This window comes from Streptomyces sp. NPDC016845 (assembly GCF_044332585.1).
Taxonomy (GTDB): Bacteria; Actinomycetota; Actinomycetes; order Streptomycetales; family Streptomycetaceae; genus Streptomyces.
The window spans coordinates 119,609-134,809 of sequence record NZ_JBIRPI010000009.1 but is presented as its reverse complement, the minus strand read 5'-3'; the positions used below and the strand labels follow the sequence as shown (position 1 = coordinate 134,809).

Sequence of the window (15,201 nt, the reverse complement as noted above, 5' to 3'; positions counted from 1 at the left end):
GCACACCGTCCCTCAGCGCGGCCGGGCCCGCCGGCATAGCGGGACCCTGCGCCTCAGCGCGGCCGGGCCCGCGCCGGCACAGCGGCACACCGTCCCTCAGGGCGGCCGGGCCCGCCGGCACAGCGGGACACCGTGCCCCCCGGCGCGGCCGGGCCCGCCGGTACAACTGGACACCGTGCCGCGGCGCAGACGGGCCCGCGGTGCACTCGGGCCCGCGCCCCAGCGTGGCCGAGTCGGAGTGCGAAGCGGGCCCGGTATCCCGGTGGGCCCGCGGAGGGCATGGCAATGCCGCGTGCAGCTCCCCAGCTGCACGCGGCATTTGTGCCGTCCGCCGCACCCCCGTCCCCACGGGGTTTCCTGGTCGGATGTCCCCGCCCGGACCGCTCATCCGGGCCTGGGGGCGCCGCTCAGCGCCCCAGCATCACGCCCACGGACGACGCTTGCGCGACCACCGCGTCCCAGCCGCCGAAGACGACGACCAGGAGGGCGGCGAGGGGGAGGACCATGGCCGTGGCCACCAGCGGGTGGCGGCGGCCGGTCGCGGGGCTGCCGTACGGCGCAGTCCTGCGAGCCCACGTGCTGCGGAACGCTGTCGTCCGCGGTGTCGTGTCCGCCATGGTCCTCTCCCGGTCGCAGTTCTCGGGTTCCGCCGGTCGGGCCCGGCGGGATGTCGAGTTGTCGGCAGCGGCGGGTACCTGACCTCGGGGGACGAGAGCTGCACCCGCCGCTTGACCTCAAATCTATGGGCGGGGCCCCATCGGGGCGTCATGCCCTCGTACCGATTGCCGGGCCTCCCGGAGGATGAGCGGGCCCCCTCCACGTACTCCCCTGGGTGGAGACGGAGTCCTGGGTCTCGGGGTCTTCCCCGAGGGGGACGAAGCGCCTCACCGGGTGACTTCTCTCACTTCCCCGCGGCTCCCGTGCCCCGGGTGCCCCGTCGTGCGGACCCGTTCGGCCGGTACCGCCCCGGGCGTGCGCACCCCCTGCCGTGTACCCCGCCACGCCGCCGGCCTGCCTGCTTTCGTGGCGTCAAATTCCGTCATGGCCGCGGTGATTGGCCGACGCCCCCCTTGCAAGGGCCGTCCGGCGCAGCCTTCCTGATCGCCTTTCACGTATAACCTCCCGCACCGACAATCGAATCCGGTGTGAGGGCGCGGCCTGAGCACACAGTCGGCCGCGTAAACGTAAGCTGTCGCTCGTCAGACGAGACCGGGCAGCAGCGGGGATGAACATGGCGATGATGCGCCTGAGGCGCGAGGACCCGCGCGTCGTCGGCTCGTTCCGGCTGCACAGACGTCTCGGGGCCGGCGGGATGGGCGTCGTCTACCTCGGCTCCGACCGGCGCGGGCAGCGGGTCGCGCTGAAGGTGATCAGGCCGGATCTGGCGGAGGACCAGGAGTTCCGCTCCCGCTTCGCACGCGAGGTGTCCGCCGCGCGCCGGATCCGGGGCGGCTGCACCGCGCGTCTGGTCGCCGCGGACCTGGAGGCGGACCGGCCGTGGTTCGCGACGCAGTACGTGCCGGGCCCCTCGCTGCACGACAAGGTCGCCGAGGAGGGCCCGCTGCCCGCGTCGGACGTGGCCGCCGTCGGCGCCGCCCTGTCGGAGGGGCTCGTCGCCGTGCACGAGGCGGGCGTCGTCCACCGCGACCTCAAGCCGTCCAACATCCTGCTGTCCCCGAAGGGGCCGCGGATCATCGACTTCGGCATCGCGTGGGCGACCGGCGCCTCGACGCTGACCCATGTGGGCACCGCGGTGGGCTCCCCCGGGTTCCTCGCCCCCGAGCAGGTGCGCGGCGCGGCCGTCACCCCGGCCACCGACGTGTTCTCCCTCGGGGCGACCCTCGCGTACACGGCGATGGGCGACTCACCCTTCGGACACGGCAGCTCCGAGGTCATGCTCTACCGGGTGGTGCACGAGGAGGCCCAGCTGCACGGCGTGCCGGACGCGCTCGCGCCGCTGCTGCGCGCGTGTCTCGCCAAGGACCCGGAGGAACGGCCCAGCACGCTGCAGCTGTCGCTGCGGCTGAAGGAGATCGCGGCCCGCGAGGCCCAGGGTCTGGGCGAGGCACGGCCGCCCGCGCCCCGCTCCGAGGCCGACCGGCCCACGGGACGGCTCGCGGAGAGCTACGCGGATCAGCACACCCAGCGCAGCACGCAGCGCAGCACCCAGCGGCGTACGCAGTCGGGGACGCCCGCGCCACGCACCGGGAACGGCCGGAACACGGACGGCAGGACCGGCGGCAACGGCAGGAACGGCAGCGGGCGCACGGGCGGCGGTTCCGGGCCGCGCTCCACCGCCTCCCGCTCCGGGAACAGGCCCGCACCGCGCAGCGGCACCGGGCGCACTGCTCCCCGTACCAACTCCCGTACGAACGGGACGGGCGCGGGCAAGAAGCTGCGGCCCGCCAACCCGAGGCTGCTGCGGCAGCGGCTGTTCGTGTTCGTCGTGGTGACGCTGCTCGTGGCGTTGGTGATCGCGGTGGTCCAGAGCCTGTAGAGCCCTGCGCGGGTCAGAGCTCCGGGCGGCCCGTCGCCACCGCGTAGAAGGCGACCGCCGCCGCCGCGCCGACGTTGAGCGAGTCGACGCCGTGGGCCATCGGGATGCGGACCCATTCGTCGGCGGCCATCAGCGCCTTGGTCGACAGGCCCTCGCCCTCCGCGCCGAGCAGCAGCGCGACGCGGTCCATGCGGTGCGGGGCGACCTCGTCGAGCGACTTGGCCTTCTCGGCGGGCGTGAGCGCGAGGAGGTTGAAGCCTGCCTCGCGGACCGTCTCCAGGGACTTCGGCCAGGAGTCGAGACGCGCGTACGGGACGGAGAAGACCGCGCCCATGGAGACCTTCACCGAGCGGCGGTAGAGCGGGTCCGCGCAGTCGGGTGAGAGCAGGACCGCGTCCATGCCGAGGGCGGCGGCCGAGCGGAAGATGGCGCCGATGTTGGTGTGGTCGTTGACCGACTCCATGATCACGATGCGGCGGGCCGTGGCGAGCAGGTCGTCCGCCGTGGGCAGCGGCTTGCGCTGCATGGAGGCGAGGGCGCCGCGGTGCACGTGGTAGCCCGTGACCTGTTCGGCGAGGTCGGGGGCGACGGCGTAGACCGGGGCCGGGACCTCGTCGATGACGTCGCGCATGACGTCGACCCACTTGGCGGAGAGGAGCATCGAGCGCATCTCGTAGCCCGCCTGCTTGGCGCGCCGGATGACCTTCTCGCCCTCGGCGATGAACAGGCCCTCGGCCGGTTCGCGCTTCCGGCGCAGTTCGACGTCGGTCAGGCCCGTGTAGTCACGCAGACGCGGGTCGTCGGGGTCCTCGATGGTGATGAGACCTTGGGGTTCAGCCACGGGTCGATACTGCCTTGTCCTGGTGATGGTGCCAACGGTTGAGCACTGCGCTTGTTACCGCTGGTTACGGGTGGGGCTCTCGTGCACCACGGGGCCGACGACGATGACGGCCGGGGGCCTGACGCCCTCCGCGATCACCCTTTCGCCGACCGTCGCGAGCGTCGCGTCGACCCGGCGCTGGGCGGTCGTGGTCCCTTCCTGCACCAGCGCGACCGGGGTGCCGGGCGCCTTGCCGTGCGCGATCAGGGCCTCGGCGATCTTCCCGATCTTGTCGACGCCCATCAGGATCACGAGGGTGCCGGTCAGCTTGGCGAGCGCGGCCCAGTCGACCAGGGAGCGCTCGTCGTCCGGCGCGACATGGCCGCTGACCACGGTGAACTCGTGGGCCACACCGCGGTGGGTGACCGGGATACCGGCCGCGCCCGGCACGGAGATCGAGCTGGAGATTCCGGGGACGACCGTGACCGGGATGCCCTCGGCGGCCAGCGCCTGCGCCTCCTCCATGCCACGGCCGAAGACGAACGGGTCGCCGCCCTTGAGCCGGACGACGGCCTTGCCCTGCTTGGCATGCTCGATCAGCGCGTTGTTGATCGCCTCCTGGGCCATGAAACGGCCGTAAGGGATCTTCGCCGCGTCGATCACCTCGACGTGTGGCGGGAGTTCGTCGAGGAGGTCGCGCGGGCCGAGCCGGTCGGCGATGACGACGTCGGCCTCGGCGAGGAGGCGGCGGCCGCGCACGGTGATCAGGTCCGGGTCGCCGGGGCCGCCGCCGACCAGGGCGACGCCCGGGGTGCGGGTCCGCTCGGCGGTGACGGTGCCGTCGCGCAGGGCCTCCACGAGGGCGTCGCGGACGGCGGCGGTGCGGCGCGGGTCGCGGTCGGCGGCCTCGGCGGACAGGACCGCGACGGTCACGCCCTCGGTGCGGCCCGTCGCCGGGGTCCAGGCGGTGGCCGCCTCGGCGTCGTCGGAGCGCACGCACCAGACGCGGGCCGCTTCCGCCTCGGCGGACGCCTGCTCGTTGGCGGTGCGGTCGCCAGTGGCGATCAGGACGTACCAGGCGCCTTCGAGGTCGCCCTGCTCGTAGCGGCGCTTGATCCAGGTCAGCTCGCCCGCGTCCGCCATGGCTTCCACGGAGGGGGTCGCCGAGGGGGAGATCAGGGTGAGGTCCGCGCCGGCCGCGATGAGTGCGGGGAGCCGGCGCTGGGCCACCTGGCCGCCGCCGATCACTATCGTCCTGCGGTCGGTGAGGCGGAGGCCTACGGGGTATGCGGGGTGCTGTGCGGCGGGCATGTCTGTTCGGCTCCTGGCGGCTGGGCTCTTGGGCTGCGACGTTGGAGCCCTGTGACGTGCGGGTTCGGGTGACGTCAGCTTATGGCCTGGCCCCCTGAAACAGTTGCTCGGTGCTGGAGTGCTGTGCCCACCCGTCCCGCCATGCGGGACGCCTGCCCACAGCGCCGAAGGCCGGCAGGCGTCCCGTTCACGGGCTGGGGGTTACTTCTCGGTGACGCCCGCCGAGTCGAACGTGGCGACCTCGTGCATCGCGCGGGCCGCGCTCTGCACGATCGGGAGGGCGAGGAGGGCGCCCGTGCCCTCGCCGAGGCGCAGGTCGAGGTCGACCAGGGGGCGCAGGCCCAGCTTGTTGAGGGCTGCGACGTGGCCGGGCTCGGCGCTGCGGTGGCCCGCGATGCAGGCGGCCAGGACCTCGGGGGCGATGGCGCGGGCGACCAGGGCGGCCGCGCCGGCGCTGACGCCGTCGAGGATGACCGGCGTACGCAGCGAGGCGCCGCCCAGGAGCAGGCCGACCAGGGCGGCGTGCTCCAGGCCGCCGACGCCCGCGAGGACGCCGATGGGGTCGGCCGGGTCGGGCTGGTGCACGTCGAGAGCGCGGCGGACGACCTCGACCTTGCGGGCGTGCGTCTCGTCGTTGATGCCGGTGCCGCGCCCGGTGACCTCGGCGGGGTCGGCGTCGGTGTAGACGGAGATCAGGGCGGCGGACGCGGTGGTGTTCGCGATGCCCATCTCGCCGGTGAGCAGCGCCTTGTTGCCTGCCGCGACGAGGTCGCGGGCCGTCTCGATGCCGACCTCGATGGCCGCCTTGACCTCTTCGCGGGACAGGGCGGGCCCGGTCGTCATGTCGGCGGTGCCCGCGCGGACCTTGCGGGGCAACAGGCCCGGGGTGGCCGGGAGTTCGGAGGCGACGCCCACGTCGACGACGCAGACCTCGGCGCCGACCTGGTTCGCGAACGCGTTGCAGACCGCGCCGCCGCCCAGGAAGTTCGCGACCATCTGGCCGGTCACCTCCTGCGGCCAGGGGGTGACGCCCTGGGCGTGCACACCGTGGTCACCGGCGAAGATCGCGACGGCCGCGGGCTCCGGGATCGGCGGCGGGCACATCCGGGAGAGTCCGGACAGCTGCGCGGAGATGATCTCCAGCATGCCGAGGGCGCCGGCGGGCTTGGTCATCCGCTTCTGCCGCTCCCACGCCTCGCCGAGCGCCTTGGCGTCCAGCGGGCGGATGTTGGAGACGGTCTCGGCGAGCAGGTCGTGCGGGTCCTCGCCGGGCAGGGCCCGGCGCCCGTACGTCTCCTCGTGCACGACCCAGGACAGGGGGCGGCGCTTGGACCAGCCCGCCTGCATCAGCTCGGGCTCCTCCGGGAACTCGTCGACATAGCCCACGCACAGGTAGGCGACGACCTCGAGGTGCTCGGGCAGGCCCAGGGTGCGGACCATCTCGCGCTCGTCGAAGAAGCTGACCCAGCCGACGCCGAGGCCCTCGGCGCGGGCCGCGAGCCACAGGTTCTCCACGGCGAGCGCGGAGGAGTACGGGGCCATCTGCGGCTGCGTGTGACGGCCGAGGGTGTGGCGGCCGCCCCGGGTCGGGTCGGCGGTGACCACGATGTTGACCGGGGTGTCGAGGATGGCCTCGATCTTCAGTTCCTTGAACTGCTTCGCGCGGCCCTTGGGCAGCGACTTGGCGTAGGCGTCCTTCTGCCGCATCGCCAGTTCGTGCATGGTGCGGCGGGTCTCCGCCGAGCGGATGACGACGAAGTCCCAGGGCTGCGAGTGGCCCACGGACGGCGCCGTGTGGGCCGCCTCCAGAACGCGGAGCAGTACCTCGTGCGGGATGGGGTCGGAGCGGAAGCCGTTGCGGATGTCGCGGCGCTCGCGCATGACGCGCAGAACCGCTTCGCGCTCGGCGTCGTCGTAACCGGACGCGGCGGCGGCCTCGGGCTCCAGTTCCTCGGCGGCGTCCGGCACGGGCAGCGGCCCGGCCTCGGGGGCCGCCTCGACGGTCTGCGCCGTCTCGGGCTTCGGGGCGACCTCGATCAGGTCGGGCTCGTCGGCCTCGAAGTCGTCGGCCACCGGTTCGGCGGGCGCGGCCGGGTCGCCCTCGCGCGGCGCGGGCACGACGGCCAGGATCTCCAGCTCGGCGGGCTCGTCGGCGGGCTCGGCGATCGCTTCCGCGACCGGTTCCGCGACCGGTTCCTCTACGGGGGCGGGGGCTTCGGCGGCCGGGGCCTCGACGGGCGCGGCCTCCTGCACGGGCTGCTCCTCGACGGGAACGGCCTCGGGCACCACGGCCTCGGGCGCCACGGCCTCCGCGACCGGCTCGGCGGGCTGCTCCACCGAAGGCTGCTCCACCACCTGCTCAGCGGGCGCCTCGGCGACGGGCTCGGCCACCGGCAGCTGCTCGGCTGCCACCGGCCCCTGCGCGGGCTCCGGCACCTCGGCGCTCTCGGCGCTCTCAGCGCTCTCAGCGCTCTCAGGGAGTACCGGCTCCTCCGGCAGCGGTGGCACCACCATGGCCTGCGGCGGCGTCGGCGCCAGGTGCGGCGTCGTCGGCACCGAGCCCTCGACGGGCACGAACTGGCCGAGCGGCTGTTCGGGCGCGGGCTGCTGCGGCAGGTCGTACGCCTGCGGCTGGTGCACGGCGTACTCGCCCGACTGCTCGCCGTGGCCCGCGTAGGCGGCGACCGGCTCGGCGGCGGGCGCGAACTGCTGGGAGGCGTCGGGGTGCTGCGGGTGCGGGAAGTGCGGGGTCTGCTCGGCGTACAGGCCGGGCTGCGGCTCCGGCTCGGCCGGGGCCTGCGGCTGCCCGGACCCGGCGGGCGCCCACGGGGTGCCGCCCTGCGGCGGGATGTCGAGGTACTCGGGGCCCGTGGTGGGCGGACCCGCCTGCCGTACGGGCATGGGCTGCGCCGGGGTCTGCTGCGCGGGGCCGCGGTCGGCCAGCGAGCGGACGGGGCCGACGCCGGGCTCCGGCGTGGGCGGGCCCATGTGGAGCGGGCGGCGCGGCGCGGCGGGCGCCTGCGGGGCCTGCGGCTGGCCCGGCGCCTGCATCGCGCCCATGTCGTGGTGTCCGCTGTCGCGGCCCGCCATCTCGTGCGGGCCCGGCTCGTGGGCGGCGGGCGCCTGCGCGTACTCCGCGTACTCCGCGTACTCGGCGTACTCGGCGTACTCGGGGGGTTGCGGGTACTGCTGCGGCGGGGGCGTCGGTGCCTGCGGCTCGCCCCAGGCGCCCTGGGATCCGGGCATGAGGAGCATCTCGTCCTCCTCACCGCCGGTGGCGGCGGGATCGAGGTAGGTGTACGCGCCCGGAGCGGGAACGCCCGGCTGTCCCACCGCGCCTGCGTTCTCCGGCAGCCCTTCGCCCGGAACCTGACCGGTGTCGGTCATGCCTACCCCTCGCCCATCGATGAGAACTTCCTGGCCGCTCCCGGCCGTCCGCCGGAGCCGCGCGCCCCTTGCGAGCCGCAGACCGGAGTAACCCGGCGTCCGCTCTCCTTGGAACATCTCCTTGGAGAACGAGCACGCGAGCCGCACGGCACGAACCGCCCCGGACAACAGGTATTGTCCCGGCCGGATCGCGACTGTGGCAGGTGGTTCGGCCACGGTCTCCTGTGGACTGCGCCACGTTGCGCGTCCTCCGGTCGCCGCCGTACCACAAGCGCGCCAAGAGTGGTGCGTTTCCCGGACATTGGCCGACGAAGCGGCGTACGTCCTGGTGCGGTACAACGATCGGCCAGCCTACCGCGCGCGCCGGTCCTTCAGGGTCACGGGTGGCGGTCGGGAAGACGACCCGAAAGAAGGAACCCCACGGTCCGCTCCTTCTCCGTCCAGGCACGCGTGTCCAGTTCGACGGATTGCAGGAGCGCGCACTCGACGTCGTACCCGTGTTCGGTCAGATCCCTGCCGACGAGTTCGGCGGCGTCGCGGGTCGCGGCGTGCGTGACAATGCGCGCGGGCCGCCGGTCGACGACGGCGGAGACGACCGCCGCTCCCCCGGCCCCAACGCGTACGACGTCGGGTTCGGGCAGGTTCTCCAGGACGTGCGGGGCGGTGCCGTGGACGATCTGGGCCTGGACGCCGAAGCGGCGGGCGGTGGCGAGGGTGCGGGCGCAGGCGTCGGGGTCGCGGTCGACGGCGATGACGGCGGCGCCGAAGCGTCCCGCCTCCGCGGTGAAGGCGCCGCTGCCGCAGCCGATGTCCCAGACGAGGTCGCCGGTGCGCGGGCCGAGGCGGGCGAGCTGGGCGGCGCGCAGCTGTTCGCTCTCGCCCTCGCCGAAGGGGCCCGCGTACTCGGCGGCGGGCAGCGCCCAGCCGCGCGGGGTGGTGTCGGGGTCGCCGCCTGCCAGCCAGCCCCCGTTCTCGTGGGCGCCGACGGTGACGGTGCCGCCGATGACGATGACGACGTTTGGGTCGCGCCAGCTGTGGTCGGCGGCCTTGTCGGAGGTGACGACGGTGACCTGTTCGCGGTCGGTGCCGAGCTCCTCGCAGATGACGAAGGTGCGGTGGACGCCTTCGAGGAGGAGGCCGAGTTCGGCGGGGCCGGCGCCGGGCGAGGTGAGGACGGCGACCTTGGTGTGGGCGCGGCAGACGTTGACGGCGCGGCGCAGGGTGCGCCGGTGGGCGACGACGACCTGGGCGTCGTCCCAGGGCATCCCGGCGCGGGCGAAGGCCTGGGCGACGGCGGAGACGGCGGGCACCACCTCGACCTCGAGGCCGTACTGCGGGGCGCGCAGGGTGCGGACGACGCCGAAGAAGCCGGGGTCGCCGTCGGCGAGGACCACGGCGGTGCCGCGGTGGCCCGCGATGCGGCGGGCGGCGAGCGCCACGCTGCCGAGGCGGATCCGCTCGGCGTGGGCGGGGATTTCGGGGAGCGCCAGGTGGTGGGCGGCGCCTGCCACGAGGGTGGCCGCGCTCAGCGCGGAGCGGGCCGCCGCGGTCGGCGGAGAGCCGTCCCAGCCGATCACCGTGACCCGGTCGGCCATCGTCGTCAGTCTCCAGGGTGTGCTCGGGTGCGTACGCGCGAAGGGGACGTACACGGGTCGGGGGATGCCGTCGGCGTGTGGGGAGCCGGGATGGGCACCGGAGAGCGTACCCGCTGGGTCTGGCGACCGCCTGTGAGGCCGGTCCCGGTCCGGGTCAGTTCCAGTCCGAGAAGGCGGTGAAGCCGCCGGCCTCCGCGAGCTGCTCGGTGACGCCCTCGATGTCCTCGGGGAGCAGGCCGTACACGATGAAGTCGGTGCGGACCTCGGCCCACCCGCCGTCCTCGGTGCGGGTGCGCGCTATGCAGGCGTTGCGCAGGACGCCTTCGCTGATGCTGCCGATCTTCTGCGCGACCTGCTGGGACGCGGTGTTGTCGGCGGCGGTGCGCATCTCGATGCGCTCCATGCCCTGGTCACGGAAGAGCCACTGGGCCATCGCGAGGGCGGCTTCGGAGGCGTATCCCTCGCCGCGGGCCCAGGGGGCGACGATGTAGGAGAGTTCGGTGGCGCGGACGTGCCAGTTGGTCTTGGTGAGCTGGACGATGCCGACGAGGCGCTGGGTGAGGAACTCGGTGACGGCGAGGTCGAGTCCGGTGCCCGCGGCGCGCTCCTTCGGCGCGTACTCGGTGATCCAGCGCTGTGCGTCGTCCTCGGTGAAGGGCTGGGGCACGGAGGTCCAGGCGGCGACGAGTTCGTCGTTCATCATCTCGGCGAGGGCGGGGGCGTCCTCGTCCTCGAGCGGACGCAGCACCAGTCGCTCCGTACTGATGGAGATGTCGGGGAAGGTGTTCGTCATACGCCGCTCCGTAACCTTCGTGGCGGCCCGCCGGACATCGCGCCGGCCGCCGGGTGAAGTGCCCAGCATGCAGCATGCAGGCACGTAACTGCACATGGGGGCCGCCCCGGTGGCCGGGCGCGGCCCCTCGTGTGAGGCGGTGTCAGATCGGTCGGAAAGGATCAGAACGAGGGCAGGACCGAGCCCTTGTACTTGTCCTCGATGAACTTCTTGACCTCGGGCGACGTCAGGAGCTTGGCGAGCTTCTCGACGCGCGGGTCGTCCTCGTTGCCCTCCTTGACCGCGAGCACGTTGTTGTACTCGTTGTTCTCGGTGGACTCCAGGGCGAGGGCGTCCTCGGCGGGGCTCAGGCCCGCGCCGATCGCGTAGTTGCCGTTGATGACGGCGCCGTCGACGTCCTTGAGGGAGCGCGGCGTCTGGGCCGCCTCGACCTCCTTGAACTCCAGGTCCTTGGGGTTCTTCGCGATGTCCTGCGGCGTCGCGGTGGCCTCGGAGCCGCTCTTGAGCGTGATGAGGCCGCTCTTGGCGAGGAAGCGCAGGGCGCGGCTCTCGTTGTCGGCGTCGTTGGGGAGAGCGATGGTGCCGCCCTTCTTGATGCCGTCGAGCTTGTCGGCCTTCTCGGAGTAGAGGCCGAGCGGCTCCAGGTGCACGGTGGCGACCGAGGCGAGGTGCGTGCCCTGCTTCTTGTTGAAGTCCTTGAGGTAGGGCGTGGTCTGGAAGTAGTTGGCGTCCACGGACCCGTCCTCGGTCGCCGTGTTCGGCGTGACGTAGTCAGTGAACTCCTTGACCTCGAGGTTGAGGCCTTCCTTCTTCGCCAGGTTGTCCTTGATGTACTCGAGGATCTCGGCGTGCGGGACGGGGGTCGCCGCGACGACGAGCTTGTCGGACGCCTTGGCCTTGGTGTCGCCCTTGTCGTCGGAGCCGCAGGCGGTCAGGGACAGGGTGAGGGCGCCGGTGGCGAGGACAGCTGCGGTGATCTTGGTGGTGTTACGCACGAAAAGTGCCTTTCTCCATGGGTGGTGCGACCCGCCGGGGTAGGGCGGGGAGACGGTGATCCGCGGGTCAGCGGGTCTTGACGGGCGCGGTGTCGGCGGAAGCGGCCTTCGCGGGGGCGGTCTTCGCGGCGGCCGGGCCGCCGGGCCGGAAGCCGCCGAGGGCGCGGAAGCGGAGGGGTTCGCCGCCCTTGCCCGCGCGGCGGTGCAGGGTGCGGGCGCCGCTGTCGCCGGCGAACTGGATGAGGGCGATGACGACCGCGAGGATCGCCACGATGATCCACATCATCTCGGTCTCGAAGCGCTGGTAGCCGTAGCGGATGGCGAGGTCGCCGAGGCCGCCCGCGCCGACCGTGCCGGCCATGGCGGAGTAGCCGATGATGGCGACGATCGTCGTGGTGGTGGCGGAGATCAGCGACGGCAGCGACTCGGGGACGAGCACCTTGCGCACGACGGTCCAGGTGTTGCCGCCCATCGACTGCACGGCCTCGACGAGCCCGCCGTCGACCTCGCGCACGGACGTCTCGACGAGCCGGGCGAAGAACGGGATGGCGCCGACGGCGAGCGGCACGATGGCGGCCTCGCGGCCGATGGTGGTGCCGACGATCCAGCGCGTGAAGGTCATCAGCGCGACCATGAGGATGATGAACGGCATCGAGCGGACGATGTTCACGACCTGCCCGATGACCTTGTTCGCCACGACGTTCTGCAGCAGTCCGCCGCGGTCGGTGAGGACGAGCAGGACGCCGAGCGGGAGTCCGGCGACGACGGCGATCAGCGTGGACCAGCCGACCATGTAGAAGGTGTCCCAACACGCCTGCGACAGCAGGGGCTGCATCTCCGACCAGGTCACTTGGTGACACCTTCCTTCAGAGTTGCGGACGCGCGGTCCTCGCGGCCCTGTATCTCGACCTGGAGGCCCTGCTCGCGCAGGAACCCGATGGGGACGACGTTCTCCTCGTAGCGTCCCGGCAGCTCGATGCGCATGCGGCCGACCTGCTTGCCCGCGACGGTGTCCATCGCGGCGCCGAGGATCGAGATGTCGATGTTGTAGGTGCGCGAGAGCTGCGAGATGACCGGCTGGGTCGCCGACTCGCCGTGGAAGGTGACGTCGATGACCGTGCGGTCCGCGCCGGAGGCGTCGCCGCTGACGGGGAAGAGCGCGGCGGCGAGCTCGGAGCCGGGCGTCGCGAGGAGTTCGCTGACGGTGCCCGACTCGATGATCTGCCCGCGCTCCATCAGGGCGGCGGAGTCGCAGACTGTCTTGACGACGTCCATCTCGTGCGTGATGAGCAGGACGGTCAGGCCGAGCTGCCGGTTGAGGTCGCGCAGGAGCTGGAGGATGGAGCGCGTGGTCTCCGGGTCGAGGGCGCTGGTCGCCTCGTCGGAGAGGAGCACCTTCGGGTCGCCGGCGAGGGCGCGGGCGATGCCGACGCGCTGCTTCTGACCGCCGGAGAGCTGGGCCGGGTAGGACTTCGCCTTGTCGGCGAGGCCGACGAGGTCGAGCAGTCCGAGCGCCTTGGCGGAACGTTCCTTCCCCGATTTGCCGAGGATTTCGAGCGGCAGCTCGATGTTGTCCTGGACGGTGCGCGAGGACAGCAGGTTGAAGTGCTGGAAGACCATACCGATCCGGCTGCGCGCCTCGCGCAGCTCGCGTCCGGCGCGCGGTCCGCGTCCGGCGAGCGCGGTGAGGTCCTGTCCCGCGACCGACACGGTCCCGGCCGTGGGGCGTTCGAGGAGGTTCACGCAGCGGATGAGCGAGGACTTTCCGGCGCCCGACTGGCCGATGACGCCGTACACCTCGCCTTCGCGCACGTGCAGATCCACGCCGTCGAGTGCGGTGATCTCGCGGCCGCGCGAGCGGTAGACCTTGGTGAGGCCCTGGGTGGTGATCACGTGGGTTTCCGTCACTGTCGAGTGCGCGGCACGGGTGGCGCCGGGCACGGGGCATTCATTTCGGGAACTTGCTCAAGTTCCGGGCGCGGCAGGCTCGCGCTCCGAGCGGTGCGGAGCGGTACTGGCATCAGTACGGAAGCTGTGCGCGGGCAGACCCGGGGTCGTCTCGCTTCGGGGCGCGAAACAGGCAAAGCGGGGGCCCTCAGAAGGCGCACATTCGACACATACAACGAGCACCGGGCGTCATCGTCGCCTCGGTCGCAAGGGTGCGGCTGCTCGTCGTGGTCATGCGGGCAAGTAAAGCAGACGTGAGGACAGGCGTGGCCCGCGTTGTCCGAATAGCGGACAGCGCTGGACGTGCCACCAGGGGCGCCGGCTTGTGCGGTGATCTTCGCGTCCGCCCCGGTGGCCAGTGCTGACACGGTGGACAGGTCGTCCACCGCGGGGTCCGCTCGGCCTCGCGCGCCTCGTACGTTGTGGGCAATGCCACGGTCCCGGCCCGGCGGCGCAGGGCCGAGCGCATCGGGCCTTTTGGCCCGTAATAGGGTGCGCCCATGCTTGATGCCCTGACCCTGGTGACGGGTCTCGCCGCGCTCGCGCTCGCCGCGTGGTGCGGTTTCGCCGCCTACCGCGACCAGCCGACCAAGGACTGGCACTTCATCGGTATGGCCGTGGTCTCGGCGCTCGCCCTTGTACAGCTGGTGATCGGGATCGTGCAGCTGGCCCGGGGCGAGAAGCCGGACCAGGGCACGACGATCTTCGTCGCGTATCTGATCGGGGCCTTCGCCTGTGTCCCGGCGGCCGGGTTCATGTCGCTGGCGGAGCGCACGCGCTGGGGTTCGGTCACGGTCGCCGCGGGCGGCGTGGTCCTCGCCGTTCTCGAAGTACGGCTCTATGACATCTGGGGAGGATGAGGTGGCTGTGGCTTCCGAGAACACCGGGAACGCGGAAGAGACCGACAAGAGCGTCGGCTCCCGGCGGCTGACCAGCGGACCCGGCACCCTGCTCGTATGGCTGTACGGCGTGATGGTGGTCGGCGCCGTGTCGCGCTCCGTCTTCCAGATCGCGACGGACTTCGGCAAGGCGCCGCTCGCCTATTCGCTCTCCGCGGTCGCGGGCGTCGTCTACGGCTTCATCACGTACTCGCTGGTGCGCGGCGGCGAGACGGCCCGCAAGGCGGCGCGGGTGTGCTGCGCCGCCGAGCTGGTGGGCGTCCTCGCGGTCGGGACGTGGACGCTGGTGGAGCCCTCGGCGTTCGCGGACTCCACCGTCTGGTCCGACTACGGCATGGAGTACCTGTTCATCCCGGTGCTCCTGCCCGTCTCGGCGCTGTTCTGGCTGCGCCGGGCACGGATCGCTACGCGCTAGCCACGAACGCCCCGGCCGCCGGCGCCGCGGCCACCGCCTCGACGTCCTTGGCCAGCGTGATCAGCGTCAGCCGGTCGTCGACCCGCCTGGTCGAGACGGCCATGTAGCCGTGCTTGCGGTACAGGCGCAGGTTGTGCTCGCTGCGGTGGCCCGTGAAGAGTTCGATCCGCTTGGCCGCGCCCGGCGAGGTGAGCGCGGACTCGACGGCGGCGAGCAGGCGCCCGCCGAGGCCGTGGCGCTGCATGCGCGGGTGCACGATCAGCTTGTCGATCCGGGCGGTGCCGTCGGCGTCGACCGTGCCGCGCACCGACGCCACCACTTCGTCGCCGAGGCGGGCCACCAGGACGGTGCCGCCCGCCAGTTCCGCCCTGACCGAGTCCAGGGACTGGGTGAGCGGCTCGATGGAGTAGTCGCCGTAGAGCTGCGCCTCGCTCTGGTAGCAGAGGTACTGCAGCTTGAGGATCTGCTCGGTGTCCGCTTCGGTCGCCGCAGAGATGGTCACGCTCATGCCCATGTGTGCATGCCTCCCGCTCACCTGTTCC

The 15,201-nt window shown here is 72.5% G+C and carries 13 protein-coding genes; 3 read left to right on the top strand and 10 right to left on the bottom strand.

What is annotated here, in order from left to right; translation table 11 throughout:
• Positions 1–407: 407 nt before the first annotated feature.
• The gene (locus tag ACH4RC_RS23015) at positions 408–617 is read right to left on the bottom strand and encodes a hypothetical protein (RefSeq protein WP_398203886.1); all 210 of its coding nucleotides are present in this window, start codon (positions 615–617) and stop codon (positions 408–410) included.
• Between the two features lie 608 nt (positions 618–1,225).
• Between ACH4RC_RS23015 and ACH4RC_RS23010 the strand changes: the two genes are divergently transcribed.
• A complete protein-coding gene (locus ACH4RC_RS23010) occupies positions 1,226–2,497 on the top strand; it encodes a serine/threonine-protein kinase (RefSeq protein ID WP_398203885.1) in 1,272 nt (423 codons plus the stop codon).
• 13 nt (positions 2,498–2,510) lie between these two features.
• Here ACH4RC_RS23010 and ACH4RC_RS23005 read toward each other — a convergent pair whose 3' ends face one another.
• From ACH4RC_RS23005 to ACH4RC_RS22970, 8 genes are all read right to left on the bottom strand, one after another.
• Positions 2,511–3,338, bottom strand: a complete 828-nt coding sequence (locus ACH4RC_RS23005) for a TrmH family RNA methyltransferase (RefSeq protein WP_398203884.1) — start codon at positions 3,336–3,338, stop codon at positions 2,511–2,513.
• Positions 3,339–3,392: 54 nt separating this feature from the next.
• Positions 3,393–4,628, bottom strand: coding sequence for a uroporphyrinogen-III C-methyltransferase (cobA, locus tag ACH4RC_RS23000; RefSeq protein WP_398203881.1), 1,236 nt, complete (start codon positions 4,626–4,628; stop codon positions 3,393–3,395).
• A gap of 201 nt (positions 4,629–4,829) precedes the next feature.
• The gene (gene cobT, locus ACH4RC_RS22995; protein WP_398203879.1) at positions 4,830–8,015 is read right to left on the bottom strand and encodes a nicotinate-nucleotide--dimethylbenzimidazole phosphoribosyltransferase; all 3,186 of its coding nucleotides are present in this window, start codon (positions 8,013–8,015) and stop codon (positions 4,830–4,832) included.
• A gap of 377 nt (positions 8,016–8,392) precedes the next feature.
• Complete coding sequence (cbiE, locus tag ACH4RC_RS22990) at positions 8,393–9,610, bottom strand: precorrin-6y C5,15-methyltransferase (decarboxylating) subunit CbiE (RefSeq protein ID WP_398203877.1); 1,218 nt, start codon at positions 9,608–9,610, stop codon at positions 8,393–8,395.
• 154 nt (positions 9,611–9,764) lie between these two features.
• Positions 9,765–10,403 carry a GNAT family N-acetyltransferase gene (locus ACH4RC_RS22985; protein ID WP_398203874.1) on the bottom strand — a complete coding sequence of 213 codons (639 nt, stop codon included), beginning with the start codon at positions 10,401–10,403 and terminating at the stop codon, positions 9,765–9,767.
• 161 nt (positions 10,404–10,564) lie between these two features.
• Positions 10,565–11,398 (bottom strand): MetQ/NlpA family ABC transporter substrate-binding protein, encoded by an 834-nt coding sequence (locus tag ACH4RC_RS22980; RefSeq protein WP_398203872.1) that lies wholly within the window; start codon positions 11,396–11,398, stop codon positions 10,565–10,567.
• Positions 11,399–11,465: 67 nt separating this feature from the next.
• Complete coding sequence (locus tag ACH4RC_RS22975; protein ID WP_398203869.1) at positions 11,466–12,248, bottom strand: methionine ABC transporter permease; 783 nt, start codon at positions 12,246–12,248, stop codon at positions 11,466–11,468.
• Positions 12,245–13,291 (bottom strand): methionine ABC transporter ATP-binding protein, encoded by a 1,047-nt coding sequence (locus ACH4RC_RS22970; RefSeq protein WP_398203866.1) that lies wholly within the window; start codon positions 13,289–13,291, stop codon positions 12,245–12,247. The genes ACH4RC_RS22975 and ACH4RC_RS22970 overlap by 4 nt, the downstream gene beginning before the upstream one ends.
• A gap of 554 nt (positions 13,292–13,845) precedes the next feature.
• Here ACH4RC_RS22970 and ACH4RC_RS22965 point away from each other — a divergent pair.
• Together ACH4RC_RS22965 and ACH4RC_RS22960 are read left to right on the top strand one after the other, a co-directional pair.
• Complete coding sequence (locus ACH4RC_RS22965) at positions 13,846–14,205, top strand: hypothetical protein (RefSeq protein WP_398203863.1); 360 nt, start codon at positions 13,846–13,848, stop codon at positions 14,203–14,205.
• The gene (locus ACH4RC_RS22960; RefSeq protein ID WP_398203861.1) at positions 14,186–14,659 is read left to right on the top strand and encodes a hypothetical protein; all 474 of its coding nucleotides are present in this window, start codon (positions 14,186–14,188) and stop codon (positions 14,657–14,659) included. The genes ACH4RC_RS22965 and ACH4RC_RS22960 overlap by 20 nt, the downstream gene beginning before the upstream one ends.
• Here ACH4RC_RS22960 and ACH4RC_RS22955 read toward each other — a convergent pair.
• Positions 14,649–15,173, bottom strand: coding sequence for a GNAT family N-acetyltransferase (locus tag ACH4RC_RS22955; RefSeq protein WP_398203859.1), 525 nt, complete (start codon positions 15,171–15,173; stop codon positions 14,649–14,651). The two genes, ACH4RC_RS22960 and ACH4RC_RS22955, sit on opposite strands and share 11 nt — an antisense overlap.
• Between the last annotated feature and the right edge of the window lie 28 nt (positions 15,174–15,201).